The sequence below is a fragment of the Psychrobacter sp. P11F6 genome (genome assembly GCF_001435295.1).
In the GTDB taxonomy this organism is placed as follows: Bacteria; Pseudomonadota; Gammaproteobacteria; order Pseudomonadales; family Moraxellaceae; genus Psychrobacter.
Genome location: NZ_CM003594.1, coordinates 305,065 through 331,906 on the forward strand (window position 1 = coordinate 305,065; position 26,842 = coordinate 331,906).

Annotated in this window: 23 protein-coding genes; 12 read left to right on the top strand and 11 right to left on the bottom strand. The window is 43.8% G+C overall.

Annotation, left to right across the window (positions count from 1 at the left end):
• Positions 1–72 precede the first annotated feature (72 nt).
• The 5 genes from AK822_RS01300 to AK822_RS01320 all read left to right on the top strand — a co-directional run bounded on the left by AK822_RS01300 (position 73) and on the right by AK822_RS01320 (position 3,958).
• On the top strand, positions 73–501 hold the full coding sequence (locus tag AK822_RS01300; protein WP_055123559.1) for an MgtC/SapB family protein: 429 nt from the start codon (positions 73–75) through the stop codon (positions 499–501).
• 133 nt (positions 502–634) lie between these two features.
• Entirely contained in the window at positions 635–886 is a 252-nt protein-coding gene (locus AK822_RS01305; protein ID WP_060490296.1) for a hypothetical protein, read from the top strand.
• Between the two features lie 132 nt (positions 887–1,018).
• Positions 1,019–1,255 carry a hypothetical protein gene (locus tag AK822_RS01310; protein WP_228139046.1) on the top strand — a complete coding sequence of 79 codons (237 nt, stop codon included), beginning with the start codon at positions 1,019–1,021 and terminating at the stop codon, positions 1,253–1,255.
• Positions 1,256–2,027: 772 nt separating this feature from the next.
• On the top strand, positions 2,028–2,699 hold the full coding sequence (pgsA, locus tag AK822_RS01315; RefSeq protein WP_045443785.1) for a CDP-diacylglycerol--glycerol-3-phosphate 3-phosphatidyltransferase: 672 nt from the start codon (positions 2,028–2,030) through the stop codon (positions 2,697–2,699).
• Positions 2,700–3,184: 485 nt separating this feature from the next.
• Entirely contained in the window at positions 3,185–3,958 is a 774-nt protein-coding gene (locus AK822_RS01320; RefSeq protein WP_060490298.1) for a hypothetical protein, read from the top strand.
• Positions 3,959–4,056: 98 nt separating this feature from the next.
• Here the strand turns inward: AK822_RS01320 and AK822_RS01325 are convergent, their stop codons facing one another.
• The gene (locus tag AK822_RS01325; protein WP_060490299.1) at positions 4,057–4,551 is read right to left on the bottom strand and encodes a pyridoxamine 5'-phosphate oxidase family protein; all 495 of its coding nucleotides are present in this window, start codon (positions 4,549–4,551) and stop codon (positions 4,057–4,059) included.
• Positions 4,552–5,016: 465 nt separating this feature from the next.
• Between AK822_RS01325 and purL the strand changes: the two genes are divergently transcribed.
• The 3 genes from purL (at position 5,017) to AK822_RS01340 (ending at position 11,130) form a co-directional block, all read left to right on the top strand.
• Positions 5,017–9,015: a phosphoribosylformylglycinamidine synthase gene (gene purL, locus AK822_RS01330; protein ID WP_060490300.1), complete on the top strand. Its 3,999-nt coding sequence runs from the start codon at positions 5,017–5,019 to the stop codon at positions 9,013–9,015.
• 545 nt (positions 9,016–9,560) lie between these two features.
• The gene (locus tag AK822_RS01335) at positions 9,561–10,004 is read left to right on the top strand and encodes a Panacea domain-containing protein (RefSeq protein ID WP_060490301.1); all 444 of its coding nucleotides are present in this window, start codon (positions 9,561–9,563) and stop codon (positions 10,002–10,004) included.
• Positions 10,005–10,017: 13 nt separating this feature from the next.
• Positions 10,018–11,130 carry a RelA/SpoT domain-containing protein gene (locus AK822_RS01340; protein ID WP_060490302.1) on the top strand — a complete coding sequence of 371 codons (1,113 nt, stop codon included), beginning with the start codon at positions 10,018–10,020 and terminating at the stop codon, positions 11,128–11,130.
• A 142-nt stretch (positions 11,131–11,272) separates the two neighbouring features.
• Here AK822_RS01340 and AK822_RS14780 read toward each other — a convergent pair whose 3' ends face one another.
• From AK822_RS14780 to AK822_RS01385, 10 genes are all read right to left on the bottom strand, one after another.
• Positions 11,273–11,446, bottom strand: coding sequence for a hypothetical protein (locus tag AK822_RS14780; protein ID WP_157292341.1), 174 nt, complete (start codon positions 11,444–11,446; stop codon positions 11,273–11,275).
• A 119-nt stretch (positions 11,447–11,565) separates the two neighbouring features.
• The gene (gene tdh / locus AK822_RS01345; RefSeq protein WP_060490303.1) at positions 11,566–12,591 is read right to left on the bottom strand and encodes an L-threonine 3-dehydrogenase; all 1,026 of its coding nucleotides are present in this window, start codon (positions 12,589–12,591) and stop codon (positions 11,566–11,568) included.
• A 63-nt stretch (positions 12,592–12,654) separates the two neighbouring features.
• Positions 12,655–13,845 (bottom strand): glycine C-acetyltransferase, encoded by a 1,191-nt coding sequence (kbl, locus tag AK822_RS01350; protein WP_060490304.1) that lies wholly within the window; start codon positions 13,843–13,845, stop codon positions 12,655–12,657.
• A gap of 91 nt (positions 13,846–13,936) precedes the next feature.
• Positions 13,937–14,683, bottom strand: a complete 747-nt coding sequence (locus AK822_RS01355) for a pyridoxine 5'-phosphate synthase (protein WP_060490305.1) — start codon at positions 14,681–14,683, stop codon at positions 13,937–13,939.
• Between the two features lie 44 nt (positions 14,684–14,727).
• Complete coding sequence (locus AK822_RS01360; protein WP_060490306.1) at positions 14,728–15,603, bottom strand: N-acetylmuramoyl-L-alanine amidase; 876 nt, start codon at positions 15,601–15,603, stop codon at positions 14,728–14,730.
• A gap of 202 nt (positions 15,604–15,805) precedes the next feature.
• Positions 15,806–16,600 (bottom strand): MOSC domain-containing protein, encoded by a 795-nt coding sequence (locus AK822_RS01365; protein WP_087945521.1) that lies wholly within the window; start codon positions 16,598–16,600, stop codon positions 15,806–15,808.
• Positions 16,601–16,825: 225 nt separating this feature from the next.
• Positions 16,826–17,239 (bottom strand): ribosome silencing factor, encoded by a 414-nt coding sequence (gene rsfS, locus AK822_RS01370; protein WP_045443355.1) that lies wholly within the window; start codon positions 17,237–17,239, stop codon positions 16,826–16,828.
• Positions 17,240–17,380: 141 nt separating this feature from the next.
• On the bottom strand, positions 17,381–18,295 hold the full coding sequence (locus AK822_RS01375) for a nicotinate-nicotinamide nucleotide adenylyltransferase (RefSeq protein ID WP_060490307.1): 915 nt from the start codon (positions 18,293–18,295) through the stop codon (positions 17,381–17,383).
• Between the two features lie 281 nt (positions 18,296–18,576).
• Positions 18,577–20,733 carry a phosphate acetyltransferase gene (pta, locus tag AK822_RS01380; RefSeq protein WP_060490308.1) on the bottom strand — a complete coding sequence of 719 codons (2,157 nt, stop codon included), beginning with the start codon at positions 20,731–20,733 and terminating at the stop codon, positions 18,577–18,579.
• A gap of 214 nt (positions 20,734–20,947) precedes the next feature.
• Positions 20,948–22,180, bottom strand: coding sequence for an acetate/propionate family kinase (locus AK822_RS01385; RefSeq protein WP_060490309.1), 1,233 nt, complete (start codon positions 22,178–22,180; stop codon positions 20,948–20,950).
• Positions 22,181–22,864: 684 nt separating this feature from the next.
• Here AK822_RS01385 and lptM point away from each other — a divergent pair.
• The 4 genes from lptM (at position 22,865) to AK822_RS01405 (ending at position 26,803) form a co-directional block, all read left to right on the top strand.
• Entirely contained in the window at positions 22,865–23,149 is a 285-nt protein-coding gene (gene lptM, locus AK822_RS15075; RefSeq protein WP_060490310.1) for an LPS translocon maturation chaperone LptM, read from the top strand.
• 92 nt (positions 23,150–23,241) lie between these two features.
• Positions 23,242–24,597 carry a diaminopimelate decarboxylase gene (gene lysA, locus AK822_RS01395; RefSeq protein WP_060490311.1) on the top strand — a complete coding sequence of 452 codons (1,356 nt, stop codon included), beginning with the start codon at positions 23,242–23,244 and terminating at the stop codon, positions 24,595–24,597.
• Between the two features lie 269 nt (positions 24,598–24,866).
• Positions 24,867–25,754: a diaminopimelate epimerase gene (dapF, locus tag AK822_RS01400; RefSeq protein ID WP_060490312.1), complete on the top strand. Its 888-nt coding sequence runs from the start codon at positions 24,867–24,869 to the stop codon at positions 25,752–25,754.
• Positions 25,755–25,768: 14 nt separating this feature from the next.
• The gene (locus AK822_RS01405; RefSeq protein ID WP_060490313.1) at positions 25,769–26,803 is read left to right on the top strand and encodes a tyrosine recombinase XerC; all 1,035 of its coding nucleotides are present in this window, start codon (positions 25,769–25,771) and stop codon (positions 26,801–26,803) included.
• Positions 26,804–26,842 lie beyond the last annotated feature (39 nt).

The following is a 26,842-nucleotide window of genomic DNA, read 5'->3' on the forward strand; positions in this document are numbered from 1 at the left end:
GTTTACTTAGCGACTGACGCTATCCGGAACTGGACTTTAAGGGTGTTTTCTTAATATGAAAAGGTGATAACGATGTTTGGATTCGATATAGATTTAGAGCTGATGGGCTATCATTTTTTCCAGTTGGGCATCGCCTTTATATTGTCATTACCGATTGCCCTTAATCGTGAGATGAAAGACAACGGCGCGGGGTTAAGGACGTTTCCACTGGTAACCATTGCGTCATGCGCGTTCATGTTGGTTGGTATGGATATTTATGATGCTACTGGTGAAGCGAGAATCATGTATGCCATCATCACAGGTATGGGATTTATCGGTGGTGGGGCGATTTTTAAAAATGAAAAAGGCTCAAAGGGCACTGCCACGGCAGCGAGCTTATGGAATACGGGTGCCATCGGTATTTCGGTGGCTTACGGTCGTTATGAGATTGCCATTATATTATCGGTCGTTGGCTTTTTGATTTTACAATTCTCAGAGCCCTTTAAAGTTAAAAAACACTAAGCGATGGGTGCGACGAGTTAACCTGCATATACACTTAAATACTAAAGAGACTATAAATAAATACTATATAGTATCTCTATATCTATATGATATAGCAAGAAATCTATAAATTGTTGAAAATAAAGGATAGTTTATGAGTACCAGATTGAGAGGAAGTGGGCTGACTTGTGCCATGCTCGCACGAGGGGATAAGCAGGTTTTATGTGCGGTCAGTAATGAGAGCGACGAGCAGGCGATGGCTAGTATCGATAGCGCTGAATATGATTCGCTAAGGCACATTATTTCTTTTGATAACGATAAATTCTCCTGTAAAGAAGGCGTTGAATGGCAATGCGCCATACCAGTAAAAAAAGTAGAAATTTTTTATGATGATCTAAATCTATAGCCGCTTATAACTGAAAGTTTGTATATTAATTTGTAATACTTTAATTGAAAATAAAGCTGTCCAAATTGCTAAGAAACAGTTATATTCGTATAACATAATATACAAAATAGTACGAAGTTAGAGGTGAATATAGTGCTTAGAGGAAGTGAGCTGACTCGTGTAATGCTTGAGCATGGCTGCCATGAGATATGGTGTGCGGTAGATGATAATAGTGATGAAGAAGCTATGTGTGATCAAGATTTAAACGATTTTACTGCCCAAATCGTGTCTTATCATAACAACAGATTCTATTGTACTGCTGGTACTGCGTGGCTATTCGCTGTGCCAATTAAAATAACGGCGATGACACTGAGTGATGTAAAGCTCTAAATACCTTTCTCTGTGTTATTAAGCCATCGCCGATTCATTATTTGTATTATAAAAACCCACCTTATGGTGGGTTTTTCCTTATAAGCAATATGCCGCTTCTTAGATTATTGCTGAAACGATACAGATTTTTGCAAATGGTTATACTTGTATATAACAAAAATCTTTAACTAAGCATAAATTGTAGGCAAAAAAAGAGCCCACAGAGGAGGAACTGTGGGCCGAGGAAAACTGATCGTGTAAAGGAACTACAGAGGCAGTGGTTGTGACCTATTGTTATTATGAGTTTTTCTATATTAACTAATATTAGGGTGGTTGGGATTAATTCAATAATTGCATATATTTACTTACATATTTAAGTGTACAAGTGTTTTTATCAGAATCGCTATCATAGCGCAATTGGCAGCGGTTTGGCTATTTTGGTTACATGACATTACGTTTAGAGCTTATGAGAGAGAAAATTAACGTCGTATTTCATCTCCAGTAGATGAGTCTTTTAGTCGTGTCATATCTAACATTGAAAAATGCGTATCAAAGTTTTGTAGTTATATATGAAAGATTGATTAATTTTAATAGTCATTCCACTATAAAAATATTACTGCGTTAACCTCGCTTGAAGTATTAAAGATACATCTACACTCGGATGTCTTGTACTATTTTTAAATTCAACCGACATCATATCGATAACTGAATAGCTAAAGAGATGGCATGACGACCTTCGTGAAAAATGCTAAGCTATCTACCATTAATATGTTTATATAAAACTGGGTTTGCCATGACTGAGAATACGCATTTGCATACGCAGGAGCCGCAAAATACCAAGAGTATTTTTAATTTGCCTAATAACCTTACTATCGCGCGGATTTTAATGATTCCGCTATTTGTCGCGATTGCTTATTGGCCACCTGCTATGGGGATTGGCATGCCTGCCATCTCAGACAATGTGATTGCGCGGGTCGGCATGAGCGAATTTAGTGATAGCTTGTTACGCCATTTACTTTTGACTAGCGTTTTTATTATTGCAGCGATTACTGATTGGCTTGATGGATATTTTGCCCGTAAGCTTAATGTTATGTCAGCCTTCGGTCGTTTTTTAGACCCCGTCGCTGATAAGTTAATGGTGGCGGCGGCGCTTATTATCTTGGTGCAATGGCATCCCAATATTATTATGGCAATCGCCGCGATTGTGATTATCTCGCGCGAAATTGCGGTGTCAGCGCTACGTGAATGGATGGCAGAGCTGGGCAAAAGTACCAGTGTGGCAGTGTCGTATGTCGGCAAGCTAAAAACGACGTTTCAAATGGTTGCCATCACGGTGTTATTGCTCAATTGGGAATCGCTCGAAACGATCGGTTATGTGCTGATGGTTGCTGCTGTTATTTTGACACTATGGTCGATGATGATTTATCTCAAAGCGGCTTGGCCGTACCTAAAGCAAAGCGGGTAAATATATAACGCAGATATGGTCAACAAACAACATAGACAACAAAAAACGCCAGTCGCATTAGCCGCTGGCATTTTTTATGGTCTGTTTGAAATACCGCTGATGTTGCCTATTTGCCTTAGACATTGTTTGTATGGTTGATATATACTCAAAATTATTAGGGTCTGTTGAACATTCAAATATTAGGGCTGCTGATTGCTAAAATTGCACCAAACTAGGCGCAAACCGATGATAATGTCGAGACCTTAGCTAGGCTTGCAACAACGTTTGGGGTAATTTTAGCATCAGCCTTTCAGGGCAATACTCTTTTTTGCCAATATGCAGTGAAATTGTTTAACCTAGAATGACTAGGCATCAAAAATTTCACTGCATATTGTCTAAAAAATAATGACTGCCAGCACCACATTTGAATGTTCAACAGACCCTGAATAAAATACAAGAGAATTGGTCAAGCTATCATGAAACGGCATTCAAATAAGGAAATAAGCATGACATTACATCGGACACAGTCGGGCGTTGCCGTATTATTGTTGGCATTATTAACGGGGTGTTCTTCTGGCTCAAACATGCAGGAAGAGTCCACCTCAACCATCCAGCGAGAAAAATCTATCCAAACAGACGCTACTGCAGAACGTTCCACTCAGGACGCGGCAGAATCGGAGCGTTTGGGCACAAAGTGGGGCGATGACGTCGACTCAAAAGTGACGACTGTTGATCTGCGCCGTACGAGCAGTGAGCCTATCGAGCAGATGCAAGTCCGTTATGCTGATAAGTCTTATAATGGACGTGCGGTTAATAGCATGTCACTACTGGCGGGCAAGGTGGATTTTTCGATGGAAACAGATACGGGTGCACTATCCCTTTATCGAGACTCGGGCAATTACTACGTGCAAGGTCAAGCGGGTCAGGCCTACCGTTTGGTGTATCATAATAACAGCGACAACACTTATGAAATCGTCGCTAGTGTCGATGGAATCAATGTCCTCAATGGCAGCGCTGCCAGTCGCTATGACAGTGGATATGTGCTAAATCCAAATGATAATTTGGTGATTGAAGGTTTCCGTAAGAGCCAAAGCTCAGTGGCATCCTTTATGTTTAGCAAACCAGAAAGTGCCTATGCTGCCAATACCAGCTCAGGCTCTATCAATAATACAGGTGTAATAGGTACAGCAGTTTATGGCCTATATGATCCATCTAAGCCGAAGCCTCAACAGCCACAGGCTTATCCAGCAGACAATGGCTATGCGAAACCACCGCAGTAATATGTATCAATAGATAATTTATATAGATAACGCATAAAGAAACGCCAGTCGAATCAGCCACTGGCGTTTTTGTTTTTGCTATTTCTGCTTTAGATAACTTATAACGTCACAGAGTTATTTTCGCCCAAATTAGTCGCTTTTTTGCCATCCATTACAGCAGCAGTAGTCATCTTAAACATATTGACGACTGAGCTACCACTGAGCCAGTACTCTGCGCCATGTGGTACGACTTTAATCAGTTGTACATTTGGATCTTCTTTACCTTGCTCATAAAAAGCATTGTAGATCGGCGACCATAGCTCGTCTAATTTCTCTTGGTCTTCGACCAGTTCCGCTTTACCATTAATTGAGACATAGCTTTTGGCATCTTGACTGACATAAGCCAAGTTTACTTGCGGATCTTTCTCAATGTCGCTGACGGTTTCGGTACTCTTGTCACCGATGAACCAAATCTCTTTTGCACCGATGCTCGTCTCGCTCGTTGTCATTGGGCAGGCATGCAGATGGCCTTCGTGAGTACGAGTTGTCATCATGGCAAACTTGATGTCTTTTACCAATTCTTGCACTTTATTGATGTGGTCTTGTCTACTCATAGTAAATTTCCCTTTCTTTATTTTGATTAAGTCGTAGTGATTAAATAGTTGATTGGTTATAGTAGTTTTTATTCAGGCTAAGCGTTTTTCAAATTAAGCGTTTTCCAAGTATCGAAAACCAGATGAATTGAGAAAAACGATCGTCGCCTTAACAACTGAAACTAGAATACCTAGTTGTGACCTTGTGTTTATATAGGTTGCCCGTAAGGCGATGTGAGGGTTTGTAAGGACTATAAGCTTTAGGTAAAAATTGTGACGACATCGCTGTTAAGTTTCTGTTGTGAAAGTAGCCTGTTTTAAAAGTAACAAGGGTTTCAACGATGGCAAAGATTTCACTATTATGGAATAGCAACCATCAGCAATTTATCTTGGTTTTGACCTGCTTATTACAGGGCTTCTTGTTATAATACCCAGACCATTTACTTTGCATGGCAGAGATGCCTTGATCTTACGGATTATGCCTTTATGATGACCATCGCCGGACAACCGTTTCTTACCGATTTTCAGACGCAGCAACTCATCAGTCAGTTCCAGCAAAAAACCGAGCTAAATGTCAGCCAAATCCATACCCAGCAAGTGTATGTGTTATCACGAGAACTAGAAGGTGATGAGCATAAAAAAGCGCTAGACTTACTTGCTGTCGATAGTAGCACTGTCCTTGAAGCCCCAAAAAGCAATCAATTACAAGTCATCGTAGGTCCACGTTTTGGCACGATTTCGCCATGGGCAAGTAAAGCGACCGATATCTTTAATAACTGTGAAATTGCGATCAATCGCGTTGAGCGTGTCGTTGTCTATACCCTAACAATCGATGGTGAAGTCAGTGAAAAGCTATCTACTGCCGCTGAGCAGGTGTTGTTTGACCGTATGACGCAGAGCTTGGTCTATGACTTGAGCGATGTCAGTAAATTGTTCGACGATCAAGCGCCAGCATCACTGAATCATATCGATGTTATTGGACAAGGTCAGTCAGCGTTAGAAGCAGCCAACACCCAGTTTGGTTTTGCATTATCTAGCGAAGACATCGACTATCTGATGAATGCTTATGTCAATGAGCTAAAACGCAATCCAACGGACGTTGAGCTGATGATGTTTGCACAGGCAAACTCAGAGCATTGCCGTCATAAAATCTTTAACGCTGAATGGACAATTGATGGTGAAGTTCAGCCAAAGTCACTGTTCCAAATGATTAAGAACACTTATAAAGCCAATCCACAAGGTATCTTGTCAGCGTATAAAGACAATGCCGCGGTAATGGCAGGTTCTGAGGGTATGCGTTTTTATCCAATTCCTACCGACGCGATGGATGCCAATTCAATTCATCCTTATGACTTTCATCAAGAAGAAATCGATATTTTAATGAAAGTCGAAACCCATAACCATCCAACAGCGATTGCCCCTTATTCTGGTGCAGCGACAGGTGCGGGCGGTGAGATTCGTGATGAAGGCGCGACTGGTCGTGGCGGTAAGCCAAAAGCAGGTCTGACAGGTTTTCACGTATCACATTTGCATATCCCAGAGCTCGCTGAGAAATGGGAGCAGTCAGGTCAATTGAGTACTCAGGCTTATGGCACGCCAGATCGTATGGCAACCAGTCTTGAGATTATGACCGAAGCACCACTCGGTTCAGCCAACTTCTCAAACGAGTTTGGTCGTCCTAATCTATGCGGTTATTTCCGTAGTTTTCAGCTTGATACCTCAGCGGCAAAAGATGGCAGCGAGATGCGCGGCTATCATAAGCCAATCATGCTGGCAGGTGGTTACGGCAATATCAAGCGCAACCTCATTGAAAAAAATACCATTCAACAAGGTGATTTATTAATCGTCCTTGGTGGCCCTGCCATGCAAATTGGTCTAGGCGGTGGAGCAGCATCTTCGGTCGATAGTGGTTCACTTGATGAAGGCTTGGACTTTGCCTCAGTTCAGCGTGACAATGCTGAAATGGAGCGTCGCTGCCAAGAAGTCTTAGATCGCTGCTGGGCACTAGCGGGCAACGATGTCGATGTGAGTAACAACAGTAAAGATGGTAACCCAATTGTCTCACTACATGATGTAGGGGCGGGCGGTATCTCTAATGCAATGCCTGAACTGGTCAATGACCACGAGATGGGTGCGATACTAAATCTGCGTAAAGTTCCATCGTTAGAAGCCGGCATGTCACCAATGGCCATCTGGTCAAACGAAGCGCAAGAGCGTTATGTCCTTGCGATTCGTCCAGAAAGCGAAACCCAATTCGATGCCATCTGCGCGCGTGAGCGTTGCCCGTATGCCATCTTGGGAACAGCCACCGATGTGCGTCAGCTGGTCGTTGATGATACCTTGCTCGCTGAGCAGCCAGTTGATATGCCAATGCAAGTATTGCTCGGTGGCACGCCAAAGATGAAGCGTAGCTTTGAGCGTCATGACAGCAGCTTACCTGCATTAGAGTTAGGCGAAGTCAATTTAGCTGAGTCTATCAAAGACGTGTTGCGTCACCCAACGGTCGCTAGCAAATCATTCTTGATCAGCATTGGTGATCGTTCTATCACGGGTATGGTCGTGCGTGATCAGTATGTGGGTCGCTATCAAGTGCCAGTATCTGATTGTGCAGTGACAGCGTCAGGCTTGATTGCGCTTGATGGTCAGGTGATGAGCGGTGAAGCCATGAGTATCGGTGAGCGTACACCAGTTGCTCTCATCAGCCCACAAGCGTCAGCACGACTAGCCATTGGTGAAGCGATTACCAACATCGCTGGTGCGCGCATTGCTCAGTTGTCTGATATTACGATGTCAGCGAACTGGATGGCAGCGTGTGGTGATGATGCAGAAGATGCAGCATTGTTCGACGCGGTATATACCGTCGGTGAAGAGCTGTGCCCAGCATTGGGTATCGCTATTCCAGTCGGTAAAGATTCGCTATCGATGCGTGCCAACTGGACTGACAGCAGTGAAGCAGGTGAGACGGATAAATCAGTCGTGTCACCAATGAGCCTTGTGATTACTGCCTTTGCTCCTGTGGTTGATGTGGCAAAAACGCTAACCCCTGAGCTAATCAATGGCGACAGCGCGTTCTACCGTATTGATTTGTCTAAAGGCAAGCTACGTCTAGGCGGTTCAATCCTTGCGCAAACGCTTAGCCAATTGGGTAACGATTGCCCAGATTTGGCACAGCCAAGCGACTTGGTCGACTTCTTTAACTTTGTCCAAGCGGGCAACGAGCAAGGCGTCATCAGCGCCTATCACGATATCGGTGATGGTGGTCTATTGGCAACTATCGCTGAGATGCAGTTCACCAGCCGTCAAGGCATCAAGCTGTCATTGACAGATGATAACTTACTAGGTCAGCTGTTCAGTGAAGAGTTGGGTGCGGTCATCCAAGTATTGCCAGAAAACGTCGCGGCTCTAATGCAATTGGCAGAAGAGTTTAACATTGCTGATATGCTCAGCCTCGTTGGTCAAAGCTCGGAAGAAGACAGCTTACTTATCCAAACGCCAACGCTCATGGGTGATGACACCCTACGCTTTAGCCGTACTGAATTGCAGCAAGCGTGGACTCAGGTCAGCTATCAAATCGCGCGTCGCCGTGATAACCCAGCGTGCGTACAGCAAGAGTATGACTTAATCGCTGATGCAAGCCATCAAGGCCTGATCGCTGCTCCAAACTTTGATTTGAACCAAAAAGTTGAAGAGCCATATCTAAATAGTCGCGAGAATAAGCCAAGAGTCGCTATCTTGCGCGAGCAAGGCGTCAACGGTCAGACGGAAATGGCAGCAGGCTTTACCCAAGCTGGCTTTGAAGCGGTCGATGTACACATGAGCGATCTGCTGAATGGTCGTATCAATCTACGTGACTTCGATGGTTTAGTCGCTTGTGGTGGCTTTAGTTATGGTGATGTACTGGGCGCTGGCTCTGGCTGGGCAAACTCTATCTTGTTCCATGACGAGTTACGCATGCAGTTTGTCCGCTTTTTTGCCCGTCCTGAGACCTTCTCACTAGGCGTCTGTAACGGTTGTCAGATGATGGCTCAGTTAAAAGACCTCATCCCAGGTGCGGACAACTTCCCACGCTTCATCGCCAATAAATCCGCTCGTTTTGAAGCGCGTACGGTCAATGTGAAAATCGAGCGTACCAAGTCTATCCTGTTCAAAGGTATGCAGGATAGCATCTTGCCAATCGCTGTGGCGCATGGTGAAGGCTATGCCACGCTAGACAACACAGAGATTGACGGTATGGCCAAACACGGTCAGCTTGCGATGCGTTATGTCGATAGCCAAGGTCATCCAACTGAGACGTATCCGCTCAATCCAAACGGTTCGGTCGGCGGTGTCACGGGTCTGTGTAGCACCGATGGTCGCGTGACGATCATGATGCCGCATCCTGAGCGTAACCTAAAAGCCTATAACCACAGCTGGAAACCAGAAGAGTGGGACGAGGACGGCGCGTGGATGCGTATGTTCCGTAACGCTCGTGCTTGGTTGCGCTAGCCGCTACTCAGACCTCTAGTAATTGCTTATAGTTTTAGACATAAAAAAAAGGTGGGCTTAGGCTCACCTTTTTTGCGTTTGGAGTTTGAGTATTTAAATGTTTAAAGTAACGCCTTAATTTTGCTATTAAGTGATGTAGAGTAGGTTAGTGTGGAGCTTGCGACACCCAACGGTTTAGGGGAGCTATTTCCTGAGAAGCGTTAAAAAATTGCATTGCAATTTTAGCTTCGCAAGTGAAAATTCCTTAAAGAGAATTTTCTGTTTCGCCAGTATCTTAATTGTCGATTAGGATGGTCGCTAAGAATGTATAGATTCGTGTGACGACCTTTGGATTAGTCTTTAAGTATATGTTATATATATCAATCTTCGGTATGATATGATATGATATGATACATATCCTATATGAAATATCGCACCCAACATCTTTACACTTTCTAAGTGTATTTTTTGAAAAAAATAGCATACTGTAATTCTATGCTACTTTTCCTTTCTAACAAAACCATATACTGCCCAAAGTAGTCTTTAGCCAATATGAGGAGGTTATTATGAAATATTCAGCAATTGCAATTGCAAATGCTTTTATTGAACAAGCTAATAATGGAAAAATTAATAACTTAACTCCTATGAAGCTGCAAAAGTTAATGTTTTTCGCTCAATCATGGCATTTGAAATCAACTAATATGCCACTATTTGATGGTAACTTCGAACGCTGGCAGTATGGTCCTGTTTTACCCGAAATTTATCATGAGTTTAAGAAGTTTGGTTATAGAAGTATTCATGAACTTGGTTCTAATATGTGGAACGAGTTTCATAAGATAGATACTTATGACTATCAAGTGACTGAATTCCTAAAACAAATAGTTGATGCCTATGGCAACTATACTGGAACTGAATTATCTTGGATGACACATCAGCCAGAAACTGCGTGGTCGAATGGGCAATTAGGTACGATTATCAATTCGCAAGATATGATTAACGGTAAAGTATGATATTTAAATTGTAATGTTAGATATAAAGACAACTTTTAATAACGTTGAAGAGAGTGGCATCAGTAAGGATGTACCACTCTCTTTTCCTATCTCTAATTCAGATGTAACAAGGGCTGGAGACGTTATACGTTCTTGTATGGAAAGTTCAAATCTAGATACTAAAAGAGAAGAAGAGTTTACAAACGCATTACTTATACTTAGAAAATATCGAGAAAATCATGCACCTTGTCTTAAGATATTTTCAAATCTATTAAAAGAGAAGTTGGAAAGATTAGAGGTTGATAAGGAAAGTATTGTTGGTTCTCGCACGAAAAGGTTAGAATCAATTTCCATGAAATTAGTTCGACTTCCTTCAACTAGACTTTCTCAAATGGAAGATATAGTGGGAATCAGAGTTACTTTACCTAATATGCAAGCAGTTGAGCGTTTTATTAATGATAGAGAAATATGTGAAATATATAACTCAGATCATATTGAGAATGAAGCAAGGACAAATAACTATATAAGTAGACCCAAACCTGATGGCTATAGGGGTATACACCAGATTTTTAAGTGTAAGGTCGATAATAAGATTTTTCGACTGGAACTACAGATCCGCACGAAGGTACAACATGAGTGGGCTACAATTGTAGAGATACTTGGTTCTCTATATAAAGCTTCATTTAAAGCAGGAGAAGGAGATAAAAGGTACTTAAGGTTTCTTGAACTAACAAGTGTGTTATTTTCTATTGAAGAAAATGCTCCTGTTATTTCTAATTATGCAGAATTAACTTCGACAGAAATATGTACTAAATTAATTGCACTTGATAAAGAATTAAAAGTTATTGAAAAGCTAAAAAGTGTCAATTCTATTAATTTATTAGAAAAAAGTCCTGAGGCTAAGTATTATCTAATCCAGTTAGACTTAGAGTCTCGTGAGACCAGAGTGCTGCATTATTTTGACGGTAAAAAAGCAAATGAAAATTACTATCGGTTAGAGAAGACTTACAAAGGCAGTGATAAATTTGATGTTGTTTTGGTCTCGGTTGATGATGTTAATAAAATTGAAGAAGCTTATCCAAATTATTTCCTAGATAGTGATAGTTTTATCAATAGATATAACAAGCTTTTAGCGAAATACTCATAGCTATAGTAAAATTTTACGTATATGGATGCTGAATATATGATGCAGTGTTTATTATACTATTCAAAAAATAATATAATAAATAGATAGTTAATAAGGTTCTTAAGAACTGAGTTTAAAGTTAACTAACTACTAATCTCTCAAATTATTTCTTAATCTCTTTCCGAGCCTCAGCCACCAACTCCCAAACCCTATCACTTTCTCTCAACACGCAAGCATCATAAGCAGACAGCGGCTCAGACTCATGCTCTTTTTCCTGATCTTGCTTGGCTTTTTCTGCGAGATACTTTTCAAGTTTTTCGGCTTCAGAATCGCCCATAGTTTATCCCTCGTATAATTTTTACCCTATAAAAAACGGCACTGAAATCAGTACCGTTTTATCAGTCGTGACAATTTAAACCCTAACCACGACTCATCAAATACTGACGTACCACGTTATCAATCCCAGCTTAAAATCACCTTACCGCATTGTCCACTTTCCATGATATCAAAGCCTTCCTGAAAGTCATCAATGTGCATGCGATGGGTAATGATGGGCGAGAGATCAATACCGCTGATCAGCATTTGCTCCATCTGATACCACGTCTCCCACATCTCACGGCCATAAATACCTTTTAGGGTTAGCGCCTTAAAAATAATCTTGCTCCAATCCACAGTGGTGGTGTTAGGCAAAATGCCCAAGAGAGAGATTTTAGAGCCGTTATACATGTTACTAATCATCGAATCAAAGGCCTGAGGCGAGCCTGACATCTCAAGCCCAATATCAAAGCCGTGCATTTTTAACTCAGCAATGGCGCCTTCGATGGTTTCACCTTTGGCTGGGTTGATGGTCATCGTCGCGCCCATTTTTTTGGCAAGTTCCAAGCGATAATCACTGATATCACTGACCACAATATTACGCGCCCCTGCGAAGCGGCAAATCGCTGTTGCCATAGAACCAATCAGTCCCGCACCCGTAATCAGTACATCCTCACCAAGGACGGGAAATGAAAGGGCGGTATGCGTGGCATTGCCAAAGGGGTCCATGATGGCTGCCATCTCATCGCTGATACGCTCATCGAGTTTCATAGCATTATCGGCAGGTATCACCAAATATTCGGCAAACGCGCCATCGCGGTCGACGCCCACGCCGATGGTGTTTTCGCACACATGTAGCTTGCCACGGCGGCAGTTACGGCAATGCCCGCAAGCGATATGTCCTTCGCCTGTGACTCGGTCACCCACTTCAAAATGCTTCACGCCATCGCCCATTTCACTAATGATACCGACGTATTCATGTCCGATAATCATCGGCGTCTTTATGGTTTTTTCTGACCACTCATCCCACTTATAAATGTGCAAATCTGTACCGCAAATGGCGGTTTTTTTAATTTTAATTTTAACGTCATTGATGCCGACTGTAGGTTCTGGCACGTCTTGCATCCAGATGCCTTTCTTGGCATGGGCTTTAACCAGTGCTTTCATACTTTTCTCTTATTTAACGGTGTTGTACTTAATTGTTGAATTTAGATAAATGCCGGACGATGCTTAATCAATCACCTTCATTTGCTTGGCGACTTTGATAAAGGCGGCGATACACTTGTCTAGCTGCTCGCGAGTATGGGCGGCAGAGAGTTGGACACGGATGCGAGCCTCATCTTTGGGTACGACAGGGTAAAAGAAGCCAATCACATAAATGCCTTCTTTCAGCAGTGCGTCTGCCATTTGCTGTGAGACATTGGCATCATAAAGCATAACCGCACAAATTGCCGATGCAGTGGGCTTGATATCGAAGCCTGCATCTTGCATTTTTTTGACAAAATAGGCAGTATTTTCATGCAATTTATCTTGTAGGGTATTGTCTTGCGATAGCATTTCAAACGCTTTTACCCCAGCTGCCGCCACCATAGGAGGAATGGAGTTTGAAAACAGATACGGGCGTGAGCGCTGACGCAACATCTCAACGATTTCTTTTTTACCCGTGGTAAAGCCGCCAATAGCACCGCCAAACGCCTTGCCCAAGGTACCAGTGATAAGCTCAATATCACCACGTAGGTTGAACAATTCAGTCACGCCGCCACCAGTGTGACCGACCACGCCTGCTGAATGTGACTCATCAATCATCACCATGGCATCATATTTTTGTGCCAACGCATAAATCTCATCCATTGGCGCGACATTACCATCCATTGAAAACACACCATCGGTGACAATCAAACGAAAACGCTGTGCTTGCGCCGCTTGCAATTGCGTCTCTAAATCTTGCATATCTGCATTGGCATAACGATAACGAGCCGCTTTACACAGGCGCACACCGTCGATGATTGAGGCATGATTTAACGAATCAGAAATAATGGCATCCTCGCCGGTCAGCAGTGGCTCAAAGGCACCGCCATTGGCATCGAAACAGGCCGCATAAAGAATCGTATCTTCGGTATTAAAAAACTTAGAAATCGCCGCCTCTAATTGCTTATGCAAATCTTGCGTACCACAAATAAAACGCACCGATGACATGCCATAACCTGAGTTTTCTATAGCCCCGATAGCCGCCTTTTTAATCTCAGGGTGGTCAGACAATCCAAGGTAATTATTGGCACAGAAGTTAAGCATCTCACGGCCATCCGCGATCTTGATGAGTGCATCTTGCGGAGAGGTGATCACGCGCTCGGTTTTATACAGTCCTGCTGCGCGTATATCACTGATTTCTTGTTGTAGGTGTTTCTGAAAGTCTTGATACATAAAGATTCCTTTTTTAAAATTATTGCAGTTTGCTTGATAATGCAGATATTAGGATTGATGATAGCGTTAAATTATTTATTATTAAGGCGGGTTAACCACAAATCTTCAAATACTGACGCACGACATTATCCATGCCTTGCTCCAGCGATTCAATCGTAAATGCATGACCAATCGACACCTCAGCGATATCACTAAGCGCGAGCAAATCAGCCAAATTATCCAAATTCAAATCATGACCCGCATTGACGCGGATACCGTTTTGATTGGCTAGATTAATACAGTCGCTAAAGCGTTGCTTGACTTCATCGAAATCAATATTGTCATCGCTCTTACCATTACTGTAGGCGCGTGCCCATTCTTCGGTATACATCTCGATCGTTTGTACCTCGCTCTCGATGACCGCTTTGATTTGTTCGATATCAGGGTCGATGAACACCGCACAGCGCGTACCGAATGCTTGCAGCTCTTTGCTTAGTGTCGATAAAAACTCATGATGTTTGATGATATCAAAGCCATGATCGGAGGTCAGCTGATCATCACTGTCTGGCACGAGCGTACATTGATGCGGCTTTACTTCACGGATAATCTTTAAGAACTGCTCATTTGGATTGCCTTCGATATTGAACTCAATCTCTGGATAGTCCTTTAAGAATGCACTGATATCATAGACATCTTGGTATCTGATATGACGCTCATCGGGTCTCGGGTGTACGGTAAAGCCTTTGACACCTAGGTCAATCAGCTTTTTCACAAAGTACAGCAAGTTAGGGTAGTCAGTACCGCGAGAGTTACGGATCAAAGCCAATTTATTCAAATTTACGCTAAACAATGTGCTCATAAAATTCCTTGTACAGCTCGTTTATTATTAATGACATAAAAGGGTTAATAAAAATCGTTGGTATCAGCATACTTCTTATTCAATGCCTTTAAAATAGCATAAGTCTCTAAGTCTACCGTTCCTATTGGGTTACGGGGTCTAAAGTGCAGCTGAAACGCATAGACGACATCACGACTGGCTTTATCCCACTCGTCGCTACTGTTAACCTGATAGCCATAATCACGAAATTGCTGCTTAAGCTCAGGTATCGTGGCCGCTGCAAATGCGTTTGTATCCATAAAAGCAAGCTTATCAGCGTCATCATACCAAGCGCCGATGCCGTATTTATTATACAGCTGCTCCCAAGGGAACTTTGCACCGGGGTCTATTTTACGTGAGGGTGTCATATCAGAATGGCCGATGATATTCTTTGGTGAGATGTCATATCTGGCGGTGATATCTTGCACTAACTCCGCGACCTTTTTAATCTGCCACTCATTAAAGGCGACATAATGGTCATAAGGATGATACGCCAACTTGCCGTCTTTTAGAGCATCTTTATATTCAGGTGCAATTCCTGCATTGACGATTTCTATGCCGATAGAGGTATCGTTTAAGATAGTTCTACCTGCAAAGCCACCATCACCTGCATGCCAAGCTCGCTCGTTTTCTGGGACTAGATTATAAATTTTATCATCGTCATTATCTAACACTAAATAGTGCGCGCTGACCTTGCCTGTGGTCAGTGTTTTGATGGATCGGTCATTATCTGACACCGTATAGTGCAGCACAATGGTTTTGATGCGTTCGCTTTTGCCAGTGGCTTGGTAGGTTTTACTGTCCACGATGTAGCTCTTGGTGGTCGCTACTGGAGAGGTCGTGGTCACGCAGCCAATCAAGGGCAGTGTTAAGCCAAATGCTAAGAAGATGTTTTTTACCATGAAATGCTCTGTGTGAATAAAGGTGAGCTTTGATATAGTCGTTTCAATATAATTTGGATACAAGGAAGGCGAGCGAAAGTACTACAAATAGTAGACTAAGCGAGCCTGACACCGTATTTGATTTATATAGGATTGACTATACTTGCCTTTATTTTTTTATTGATAGTAGATAGATGAGTTCGAGATATCTTTGAAAGCTTTTCTAATCCTTGCGAACCTTCTTCGCCAACACTTTCTTCCAACTGTCTTCTAAACACTCAATCGCAAGCCAAGGTTCAATGACTTCCGCTGCAAATTTTTCTTTTGAATTTGATAGCTGCCATAATGTCTCAAGTGTCGCAAAAGGATAGGGACGTTCGATTAAATAGACGGGCAAATCAGCGCTAATCATGCCATCACGCACCACTTTGAAATACCAACCAGCGATGCCTTGTTTGCTGATCCATGCCGCGATATTTGGCACTTTGGTAAACTGTCCGATTTGGTCATTGATTTTGTAGCAGGGACGGCGCGGTTGGACGATGCGCAGTTGTAAATTATCAACATCATCCGTACTAGTAGCCGTATCACCATACTCTCCTCCATACTGATAAACATCACCAATGCAAACCGTAGATTCGGTCATTTCAGGCAAATCATTTACTGCTTCGGTCGTGAGATTTTCGCCCAATGTACCGACGCGTACCTTTAGACCAAATTCTGTATTGATCCTCTCATAAGTTGCAGGTGCCAGTTGATGCACGGCTTTGAGTGGGCCGCCATGATGCTTACGATCGGCTTGTTCGTCAGTAATTAATCCCATAAAATTGACCGCGACAGGTGCGTTAATCGGTGCTTTATCAATAGCACTCATTTCTTCACGGGTGAATGGCATGGCTTTGCTAGCGCGGACGCAGATTAGATTCGCAATATGTAACGGCAGGGTTTGGTTAAAGTCGGCTACATTTTTTTGGGTAGAGGATGTTAGCGTTGCTATATTTACAGGTTCTAAGCTCATAGGTTTTCCTAATCTATAGGGATTTATTAGGGGAGAGGCTACTTTAATACTGGTATTAATAATGCGTATTATCTTAGCTTAATCATTCATCTAATGCTAAGCATTCAGCCGCTTAATATTTAGCAGTAGGTGAAAGGGTATTAGAACGGTAAATTTTAGACAAAAAAAGACCAGAATAGATATCTGGTCTTTTTGGTTTTCACAGCGTTATAAAAATAAATAAAATTATTTATTTTTATTGCGGCGACCAGCGGTTTTCTTTTCACGCGGTACAGCGACCAGCTCAGCCAATTGCTCAGGTGATGACCATAGACCTTCTAAGTCATAGAACTCACGGGCTTGTGGCGTCATCACATGCACGACGACAGCGCCCAGATCAATCAATGTCCAGTCAGAGTCGATACCGCCTTCGCGACCAAGTGGCATAAAGCCCGCTTGCTTCGCTTCAGCGCCGACATTGTCAGCCATCGCGCGTACATGGCGCTTAGAAGTACCGTCAGCGATAACGATGCGTTCGGTTACATCAGTCAAATCTTCTACATTCATTACGGTGATGTTCTTCGCTTTCATATCGTCTAGAGCGGTCTCAACAACGGCTAAGCATTCTTTTAAGCGTTCTTCAGTCATGGTGTTGGTCATAAATTTTGATCTCTTGAATCGTCAATATTAAAAATAAAAAGGTAAATCGTCAATTTGCATGCGTTGGCATTGTCGAATGGACTAGATGTCGCCAGTCAGCTGTAGAGACTGGATGGGCAAAATGACAAAGATAAGGCGATTTTAACGGAATTGAGCAGCAGAATATAGCTGATGGGCGATAATATATTGATAAACAGCAGGATTTAGCCATTTAGCTAATGGATTGGGTGCAGTATTGTCTATGATATCATTTATTGGTGCGATAGATGTCATTTGCCTTGCCGCTGCGGATATTATATTCGATCGATTGTCTGTCGGCTGCAACTGTTGGCGTATCTGTGTACTGGATATCGTGGCGATAGGACGCGAGTCTATATAAATGTGGCCTTGATGGGTGTTTTTCAAGAGACGGCTATCGGTCGATGCTTGAGAGGTGGGCTGTAATAAATCAATAGGCGCATCGATGCGTAAAGATTGCAGCTGCGCAGGTAATTGGGCGTGCAAGTTCATCGTATCCTGCGCAACTAACGTTTTGTTGGCGCAATGAGTCGTGGTTGTCAACAGGCGATTATTTTTATGATTAATATCAGACAGGTCATCACGATTAAACACCCAAAGATTGATGTAATCCGTAAGCTCTAAACCGTTTTTCCATTTGCTCAAACTCAGCGCGCTATCCATACCGATGATGAATATTAGACTGTCATGCGGATAACGTTGGCGCAACGTGCGTACACTATCGATGGTATAGACAGGCGGTGTTTGCCACAGCTCAAGTTCATTAATTTGTAGCGGTGTATGGAGTGTCGCAAGCTTTAACATCGCCAGACGATGTTTAGGAGCTGTACTTTTTTCTTTAAAGGGTGAGCGCGCATTGGGCAATAGTGACACGTGCAGCGCGCGCTGTTGCTGCTTGGCTATCGGTAGCAAACATTGATAAACAGTCATCGCCATTTGCAGATGACCATCATGTACGGGATCAAATGAGCCGCCAAGATAAGCACGAATGGCTGGCGCAGGTGTATTTTTTTGAGGATTTTTGCTGGTATTTGGCATAAATAAATGCGTAAAAATAGATAAGAGGCACGTTGTCGTTGATGCATTTTACCCTTTTATCAGCTGACCCTTTTAGGTTAAATGCTTCGATGGTAGCGCTATTGTAGAGGGCAAGCGAGCATCTGTCATTAAAAGCGCTGAAATACTAGGTAAAATGAGCGCTTAGCTATCCGTAATGAAAATTTTTAAAAAAGTCAGTTATAAATATAGCCAATAAAAAACCGACCATCATTTTGATAGTCGGTTACCTATGGCGCAATTAGTCCTACATTTTAATGCAATTAAATCGCGTCGCTATGAGCTTGAATAGCGGTAAGGGCGATGGTGTAGATAATATCATCGACCAAGGCGCCACGAGACAAATCGTTTACTGGCTTATTCAAACCTTGCAGCATTGGGCCAACACTCACTACATTGGCGCTACGTTGTACGGCTTTATAAGTGGTATTGCCCGTATTGAGGTCTGGGAAAATAAAGACATTGGCTTGCCCAGCAACAGGTGAATCAGGCGCTTTTTGCTTGCCGACGCTCATGACAGAAGCGGCGTCATACTGTAGCGGTCCATCGACTTTTAGGTGTGGCGCACGCTCGCGGACGATTTGGGTCGCGCGTGTAACTTTTTCGACGTCCGCGCCAGTTCCTGATGAGCCTGTAGAATAGCTAATCATCGCAACTTTTGGATCAATACCGAAGGCAGCAGCAGACTGTGCTGATTGAATGGCAATCTCAGCCAGTTCTTCGGCATTTGGATCAGGATTAATGGCACAGTCACCGTAGACCACCACTTGCTCAGGCAGCAGCATAAAAAATACTGATGATACGAGCGAGTATTGCGGTGCGGTCTTAATCAACTGAAACGCTGGACGGACAGTATTGGCAGTGGTATGAATCGCGCCAGAAACGAGGCCGTCGACTTCGTCCATCTGTAGCATGGTCGTGCCTAGATATACGGTGTCTTTTAAGTATTCAGCCGCGACTTCTGCGCTGGTTTTACCTTTACGGCGTTCGACCACTGCAGCGATATACTTATCCATATCAAGCGTATCGGGGTCAATTATTTCAAGACCTTCTGGTAAAACTAAGTCAAGATTTTTAGCCACTTGCTCGACATCGCTACGCTTAGCGAGTAGTACACAGTTGGCGATGCCGCGGCTTTGACAGATACAAGCGGCTTCAACCGTACGCGGCTCAGAACCCTCTGGTAGCACGATGCGTTTTTTGGCGTCTTGTGCTTTTTTAACCACTTGATGACGGAATGCAGATGGTGAGAGGCGCGGCTCATGATTTTGACTAAAATAGTCTTTAATCCAGCTAAGATCTAAATGGGCGGCGACATAACGAGCCACCTCTTCAGCACGTTCGGTATCATCACTTGGAATCTCTGCGCTCATGTGCATGAGGCTTTGTACGGTCTCATAGCTGTCGCTTTCGACACTCATGACAGGGATACCTGTTTTGAGGGCAGATTGCCATAGCTCAGCGACGGTTGCACTCGGCTCGACGCCGCCGGTTAATACCAATCCTGCCAGCGGTATACCATTGATACAAGCCAGTCCAGCTGCTAATAGTAAATCATCTCGATCGCCCGGTACGACGATAAGGGTGCCACGTTTAAACACCTCATCGACGCGTGCGACCGAGCGTGCGGTTAGGCTAATGCGGTTAATACGGCGTGACTTAGCTTCACCGACATTGAGCCATTTGGCATCAAGCTCAGTGGCGATATCCCACGTACGAGGCACGGACAGTGAATCACTGAATGGCACTACCCCGATTAAACGGAACGCGTCAGTATTAAAATGCGGTGATAGGCGCTGGACTTCTTGCATAAAGCCTTCATCTAAACTCACAACCGCTTCACCAGGGGCAACGATTTGATTTTCTACGGTGCTTTGCGCATTTGGCAAGTCATGTACACGCATCAAAATCGCGCCGAGCGTGCGCTCATGGGCGATGCCGCCAAACTCACGAGCGTGAACGTCAAGCTTATCAGCCAGATAAGCAGGTTTACTGGTATCAGCAGTGCTAACAAAGACGATTCTAGCATCTAATGCATGGGCAATCGCACGGTTGATTTGTGAGGCATAAGAGGTCTCTGTGGTCGGTACTAAGCCCTCACAGATCACCACATCATAATCATCGCCAAGAGTATGATAATTGACGACCACTTCTTCCATCAAGTCATCAAGGTTATCATCACCGATCATACGCTCAACACGCTGCCGACTGATAGATTTAGGTGGCGTCAGACCAAAAGCATGCATTGCTAACGCGCTTGAGCTGTCTAAACTGTTTTGCTTATCAAGTGTATCATCTTGCAAAAACGGCTTCATAAAGCCCGCTTTGATACCGTTGTAATCAAGAGCGCGAATCAATCCAAGCGCTGCTGACGTTACGCCGATACCACGGCTGATGGGAACTAGTAAAATGGTTTGCATAAAGTATCCTACGGTTTATTATATTTTTAAAGCTCACTTCATCCTTGCTGGAATGAGTAAAACGTCGCGCTTCTCATCATAGGCTATGTATAAGAAGCGCTGGGCAAAAAATAACTTAACACGTCTAATGAATAAAAGCCTATAAGACGAATAGAAGCTTATGAGAAAATTATAAGCAATTTATAATATAAGCAACTTATAAAAAGTGTCGAGCTTAGAGTAAGCCCAATGCTTCACGTGTTTCTTGAGCAATACGGCACTCTTCATCGGTTGGCACAACCCATAGCTCAATGCTGCTATCGTCTGCGTGGAAGCTGCCTTCGCTACCACCAAACAAGCTCGCATTTTTGTCAGCGTCTACTTTTATGCCGAAATGACGCATCACTTCTAGGATACTGGTTCGGGTGGTGACTGAGTTTTCACCGATGCCACCCGTAAAGACAATACCTGTGAATACTGGTAACGCGCAGCTTAAGCTGGCAAGATATTTACCGACGCGGTAACAGAACATCTCGATAGCGAGTTTGGCATCTGCATGACCTTCGTTCGCCGCTTGTTCGACGGTACGTAAATCATTAGACAATCCTGAGACACCCAATAGACCACTTTCATTATTGAGCATGGCATCAATCTCTTCCAAGCTCATACCAAGCTGGCGCTTTAGGTGTATGTGTAGACTTGGGTCAACATCACCACTACGCGTACCCATCATGAGCCCCTCAAGCGGGGTCAGACCCATACTGGTATCGAAACTTTTGCCATCATAAACGGCAGTCGCCGAGCAGCCGTTGCCCAGATGCGCTGTAAGCCAACCATGTGGGCCTTTAGACTCTGTAATTTCACTGGCACGCTCTGAGACGTAAGCATGAGAGGTACCATGAAAGCCATAACGGCGGATTTTGTGTTCTTCGTACAGGGCTTTTGGTAGTGGGTAGCGAAAAGCAACAGGAGGCATGGTTTGATGAAAGGCCGTATCAAAGACGACGACTTGAGGAATATCAGGATAAATCGCCTGTACCGCTTCGATACCTAAAGCATGGGCAGGGTTATGTAGGGGCGCGAGTATTTTTAAGCGTTTTACTTCGTCCAGTACATGCTCATCGACACGGACCGCTGCAGAGTACTCACGGCCGCCATGAACCACGCGATGACCAACGGCGATGAAATGATACTGTTCTAATAGCTCAAGGATTTTTTGTAGTGCTAACTGATGACGACCACCTGAGATAGAAATTTCCAGCTTATCACCATTCAACGTCGTGTGTTTGATACGAGCAGTATCGAGTCCTAAGTTTTCGGCCAAACCAGTGATACGAATAGAATTGTCTTCGCTAATCAGCGCGTATTTGATAGATGAGGAACCGCAGTTGAGGACTAAGGTGGGATTGATTAGATTCGATGTTTCGGTATTTTTGTCATCAAAAGTGGTGGTTAGGCTGGCGCTCATACTCTGTCCTTAGATTGTATTTTGTAAAGGGTGACTCATCACAGACGAGTACCGGTTGAATAAACAAAAACCAGCCGCATCCATGCCGACATAGGTCAAGCAAGTACATTGCTGATTCTGGTCACTCTTGGGCTGGCACTGTTGATCAGTGCTTGTTAAGTCGCATGCTAGCGCCTCAACACAGTCGCAAGGTCTACACATAATGTACCATAGTTTTATGGCTATACCACGATAACTATAAGGGTTAAATTGATAGAATGTGGTATAGACAATACAACTGTACACCGAGTGTCGCTAGGGTTTGTCGGCTGCTACAGCCAAATATAGTAGCTCATAATAAATTGTAAGAAAATTTGTCTAAGTAAATATAATAGGCTGTTTTACCATTATAGCGATACATTAAGACCGCTAGTATCAACGCTCGCTTAGTAAATGGCAGTCGCACGGTCTAGTAAAGCTTAGCAAAACTTAGCAAAACCAAACTCGTCCAAATTTATTGATTAGGGACATTCAGTATGCACACAGCATTATGTAATAATGCTATTATCCAAAGCAGTCATATTGTCATTTTTTAGCGATGGCGATAGCTTTTATTTAGCTGTCTATAGGGTTTGATCTATCGCTTTTATGACTTGTGCTTTTTATCATCCTCATGCCATTGCAAAGTCACAGGTTCTCTATTCTATGTTTACTATTAACCGCTTTTCGAAAACTGAGCACACTAATGTCGCTGATCTTGGTCGCCGTGTTATCTCCCCTTTTATTATCAGTGGGGTGATTATGATGGGTTTGACGGGTTGCGGTCAAAAAGGCAATCTATACCTCGCCGACGCTAGTAGCCAGACGGTTCAAGGAGCTACGGATAGCGCTGGCATACAGGGTAGTATCTATTCGACACAAGATGATGGTCATCAAGAAATGGATGATTTTAAGCTACCGGAACCCAGTGAAGACCCTAATGATTATTGATTTTGATTAAAAACTCAATGCCGTCAACGAGATTTCGGTGTGCACCCTAAGATTTTTTAACTTTGTAACCTGATGAAATTAGAGATGTTTATATGAGTCATTCTGAGCAACAAACTGGCGAATCTGTCACGATCCAAACTGAGCAAGGCTTGTATGTTAATCCTCAAGCTTTAACCGCTTATTTACCCGCGCTAGATTATCGCGATGGTGCATTGTATATGGAGCAAGTGAGTATTGATGATGTGGTTAAACACTATGGTACGCCTTGTTATGTGTACTCGAAACAAGCCATTTTGGATGTCTATCAAGCTTATAGCGATAGCTTTGCCAGTTTAACGCACCAGATTTGTTATGCGGTAAAAGCCAATTCTAATCTTGCAGTACTTGGTATATTGGCGCAAGCAGGCGCAGGGTTTGATATCGTCTCTCGTGGCGAGCTCATGCGCGTATTGGCGGCAGGTGGTGCTGCTTCACGTGTGGTGTTCTCAGGTGTGGGCAAGACTGATAGCGATATCGAGTATGCCCTGACCCAAGGTATTGGTTGTTTTAACGTTGAGTCAATCAGCGAGCTGACTTTGATTAATGATGTAGCACAGAAATTGGATAAGCCTGCGCCAATTTCACTACGGGTTAATCCTAATGTCGACGCCAAAACGCATCCGTATATCTCAACAGGGTTAAAAGACAATAAATTTGGTATCACCCACGAAGACGCGGTTGCCGTCTATGAGCAAGCGGCACAGTTATCCCATATTGATATCGTCGGTATTGACTGTCATATTGGTTCACAGTTGACTGAAGTTGCGCCATTTGTCGCGGCTCTGGATAAAGTGATTGAGCTGATACACAACTTACGTGATAAAGGTATCGAGCTGCGTCATATTGATTTAGGCGGTGGTTTGGGTGTGCGTTATATCGATGAGACACCAGTATCTATCGACGAGTTTGCTCAAGCGTTATTACCGAAACTTAGTGAGCTTGGCTTAACGGTATTCTTTGAGCCAGGTCGCAGTATTGTGGCAAATGCTGGGGTATTATTGACCAAGGTTGATGTGCTAAAACCAACGGAGCATAAGAACTTTGCCATTGTTGACGCAGCAATGAATGACTTGATTCGTCCGGCGTTATATCAAGCTGAAATGGCAGTCATTCCAAGTGTTTTGCCTGAGAATGGCATCGGCACTGATGGCACGCAGCCATGGGATATCGTTGGCGCTATTTGCGAAACGGGTGATTTTTTAGCGAAAGACCGTTTATTGTCGCTCGCGGTAGGCGATGTTTTAGCAATCACAGGCGCTGGTGCGTATGGCTTTACCATGAGTAGTAATTATAATTCACGCCCGCGTGCTAGTGAAGTAATGGTCGCCGATGATAGCCATCAACTGATTCGCAAACGCGAAACCATTGAAGCGTTATATGCAGACGAAGTATTGTGGCAAGGTAAATAAATCGGTGACCAACAGATTTAGCCATTTTTAGCCCATTTAGGCGTTTTCGTTCAGATTGATGACATGCCCTAGATAAAAAGCCCGTTGTCTTTGATGATGGGCTTTTTTATGGCGTGCTCTAATGAGAGATGTCAGTTTGGCTTTACAAGGTGGATTTAGCATCGTGTTAACTTAGTATTTGATAGCGGTGATAGTTATGATAGTTATGATTGTATCTGGCAGCGTGCTAATATAAGACATACATAAAAATAGGATAGGATAACAAGGATATGCTAATAGAATTTACGAAGATGCATGGTCTGGGCAATGATTTTATGGTCATCGATTTGGTGACTCAGCGCTTAGATTTGACCAAGGATTTGGTACAGTTACTGGGTGACCGTCATTTGGGTATTGGCTTTGATCAGCTGCTCGTCGTTGAGCCACCGATGCGTCCTGACGTTGATTTTAGTTATCGCATTTTTAATGCTGATGGGTCAGAAGTTGAGCAGTGCGGTAATGGTGCGCGCTGTTTTGCCCGTTTTGTGCAAGCGCGTAAACTGTCATTTAAACAGCGTTTGCGTGTTGAGACGGCGAGCGGCATCATTTCATTGACCACTGATCGTTATGGCTGGGTCGAAGTCGATATGGGTAAGCCTAAGTTTGAACCAAGCGAGATTCCTTTTACCCCCAGAGCCACGACCAAAATCCAAAATACCTATCATCTCGATGTAAATGGCACTCCTGTACAGCTTTATGTTGCCAATATGGGCAACCCGCATGCCGTTATCAAAGTTGATAACGTGCTCGATGCCGACGTTGAAACCTTAGGCAAAGCCATCGAATCGCATCCCGCCTTTCCTGACCGTGTCAATGTTGGCTTTATGCAAGTGATGAATCAGCGTCACATTCGTCTGCGTGTCTATGAGCGCGGTGTCGGTGAGACACAAGCCTGTGGTACTGGCGCTTGTGCCGCAGTGGCTGTTGGTATCCGTGAAGGTTGGCTCGATGAAGGCGAAGACATACGCGCGCAGCTTTATGGTGGCAGTATGATTATCAAATGGCAGCCGGGTTATTCAGTGATGATGACCGGTCCGACCGCCTTTGTTTACGAAGGCGTATTTAGCCCAGATGGTCTGATGGCACAAGCGGGCATCAAGCCCAATCCAGAAGGCTAATGGATAATAGGGCTATGTCCAATAAAAACAATCATACGATGGAACCTACTTCAGATTCTGAGGCAAAAGCATGGCTATCAGTCGAGCACGCCGCAGCTATAGAGTCGGATGATGCGTTACGTGATTTGTTAGCGCCCGTGCATCGTTGGCTTAATGTCCTGTCGGTGCGCAATCACTCGCCGCATACGTTGACCGCTTATTTTGCAGGACTGAACCAATTGGCGCTATTTTTACGTGGGAAACGCCTGACGTGGACGCGCTGTGATAAACGCCAATTAGCCCAGCATATTAGCCAACGCTTGGATGAAGACAAGCTGGCACTTGCTAGCGTCCAGCAAGAGCTGTCAGCCATTCGCCATTTTTATGGCTGGCTGATAGAAGAGGATTTAGCACGTATTAACCCAACGACTGGCTATCAGCTCAAACGTAGTCCTCGACCGCTACCGTCTATCGCTGATGTTGATTTGCTCACTCAGCTGCTTGACCAAGAGATGCCTGATACACCGGAACAAGCGCGCCTATGGCTGCGTGATAAGGCGATGTTTGAATTGCTTTATAGCAGCGGTCTGCGCGTAGGTGAGTTGGTCGCGTTGGATATGGTCGATGTAGATTTGTCAGACCTGCGCGTGCGCGTGACAGGTAAAGGCAATAAAACGCGTTTGGTGCCGTTAGGTGTCAAGGCAGCAGAAGCGATTAGCCGTTATCTACCGCATCGTAATCTGTGGGTGGAGCAAATGGACAGCGCATTATTTATTAGTGAAAAATTGGGTACGCGTTTATCGACACGGGCAGTGCAGCAGCGTCTCAAGGTTGCGGCTACCCGTGCCGGCATCGCACAAAATATGTATCCGCATCTATTGCGTCATTGTTTTGCCTCGCACATGCTGTCGGGCAGTGGCGATTTGCGCGCGGTGCAAGAAATGCTTGGGCATAGCGATATCAGTACCACGCAAATTTATACCCATGTCGATTTTGCTAAGCTCACGCAAGTCTATGATCGCGCTCATCCGCGCGCGACTCATACACGGACCGAAGAAAACAACACCTAATATTCGATATTCAATACTTACTATTCAATATTGAAATTG

Excerpts from the sequence above, each read along its gene's own strand:
- AK822_RS01360 (WP_060490306.1), bottom strand. The coding sequence starts at position 15,603 with ATGGTAAAAAACATCTTCTTAGCATTTGGCTTAACACTGCCCTTGATT.
- kbl (WP_060490304.1), bottom strand. The coding sequence starts at position 13,845 with ATGTATCAAGACTTTCAGAAACACCTACAACAAGAAATCAGTGATATA.
- AK822_RS01355 (WP_060490305.1), bottom strand. The coding sequence starts at position 14,683 with ATGAGCACATTGTTTAGCGTAAATTTGAATAAATTGGCTTTGATCCGT.
- AK822_RS01325 (WP_060490299.1), bottom strand. The coding sequence starts at position 4,551 with ATGAGTAGACAAGACCACATCAATAAAGTGCAAGAATTGGTAAAAGAC.
- lysA (WP_060490311.1), top strand. The coding sequence starts at position 23,242 with ATGAGTCATTCTGAGCAACAAACTGGCGAATCTGTCACGATCCAAACT.
- AK822_RS01340 (WP_060490302.1), top strand. The coding sequence starts at position 10,018 with ATGTTAGATATAAAGACAACTTTTAATAACGTTGAAGAGAGTGGCATC.
- AK822_RS01300 (WP_055123559.1), top strand. The coding sequence starts at position 73 with ATGTTTGGATTCGATATAGATTTAGAGCTGATGGGCTATCATTTTTTC.
- pgsA (WP_045443785.1), top strand. The coding sequence starts at position 2,028 with ATGACTGAGAATACGCATTTGCATACGCAGGAGCCGCAAAATACCAAG.
- AK822_RS14780 (WP_157292341.1), bottom strand. The coding sequence starts at position 11,446 with ATGGGCGATTCTGAAGCCGAAAAACTTGAAAAGTATCTCGCAGAAAAA.
- rsfS (WP_045443355.1), bottom strand. The coding sequence starts at position 17,239 with ATGACCAACACCATGACTGAAGAACGCTTAAAAGAATGCTTAGCCGTT.
- AK822_RS01375 (WP_060490307.1), bottom strand. The coding sequence starts at position 18,295 with ATGCCAAATACCAGCAAAAATCCTCAAAAAAATACACCTGCGCCAGCC.
- AK822_RS01305 (WP_060490296.1), top strand. The coding sequence starts at position 635 with ATGAGTACCAGATTGAGAGGAAGTGGGCTGACTTGTGCCATGCTCGCA.
- AK822_RS01320 (WP_060490298.1), top strand. The coding sequence starts at position 3,185 with ATGACATTACATCGGACACAGTCGGGCGTTGCCGTATTATTGTTGGCA.
- lptM (WP_060490310.1), top strand. The coding sequence starts at position 22,865 with ATGTTTACTATTAACCGCTTTTCGAAAACTGAGCACACTAATGTCGCT.
- dapF (WP_060490312.1), top strand. The coding sequence starts at position 24,867 with ATGCTAATAGAATTTACGAAGATGCATGGTCTGGGCAATGATTTTATG.
- purL (WP_060490300.1), top strand. The coding sequence starts at position 5,017 with ATGATGACCATCGCCGGACAACCGTTTCTTACCGATTTTCAGACGCAG.
- AK822_RS01405 (WP_060490313.1), top strand. The coding sequence starts at position 25,769 with ATGTCCAATAAAAACAATCATACGATGGAACCTACTTCAGATTCTGAG.
- tdh (WP_060490303.1), bottom strand. The coding sequence starts at position 12,591 with ATGAAAGCACTGGTTAAAGCCCATGCCAAGAAAGGCATCTGGATGCAA.
- pta (WP_060490308.1), bottom strand. The coding sequence starts at position 20,733 with ATGCAAACCATTTTACTAGTTCCCATCAGCCGTGGTATCGGCGTAACG.
- AK822_RS01365 (WP_087945521.1), bottom strand. The coding sequence starts at position 16,600 with ATGAGCTTAGAACCTGTAAATATAGCAACGCTAACATCCTCTACCCAA.
- AK822_RS01385 (WP_060490309.1), bottom strand. The coding sequence starts at position 22,180 with ATGAGCGCCAGCCTAACCACCACTTTTGATGACAAAAATACCGAAACA.
- AK822_RS01335 (WP_060490301.1), top strand. The coding sequence starts at position 9,561 with ATGAAATATTCAGCAATTGCAATTGCAAATGCTTTTATTGAACAAGCT.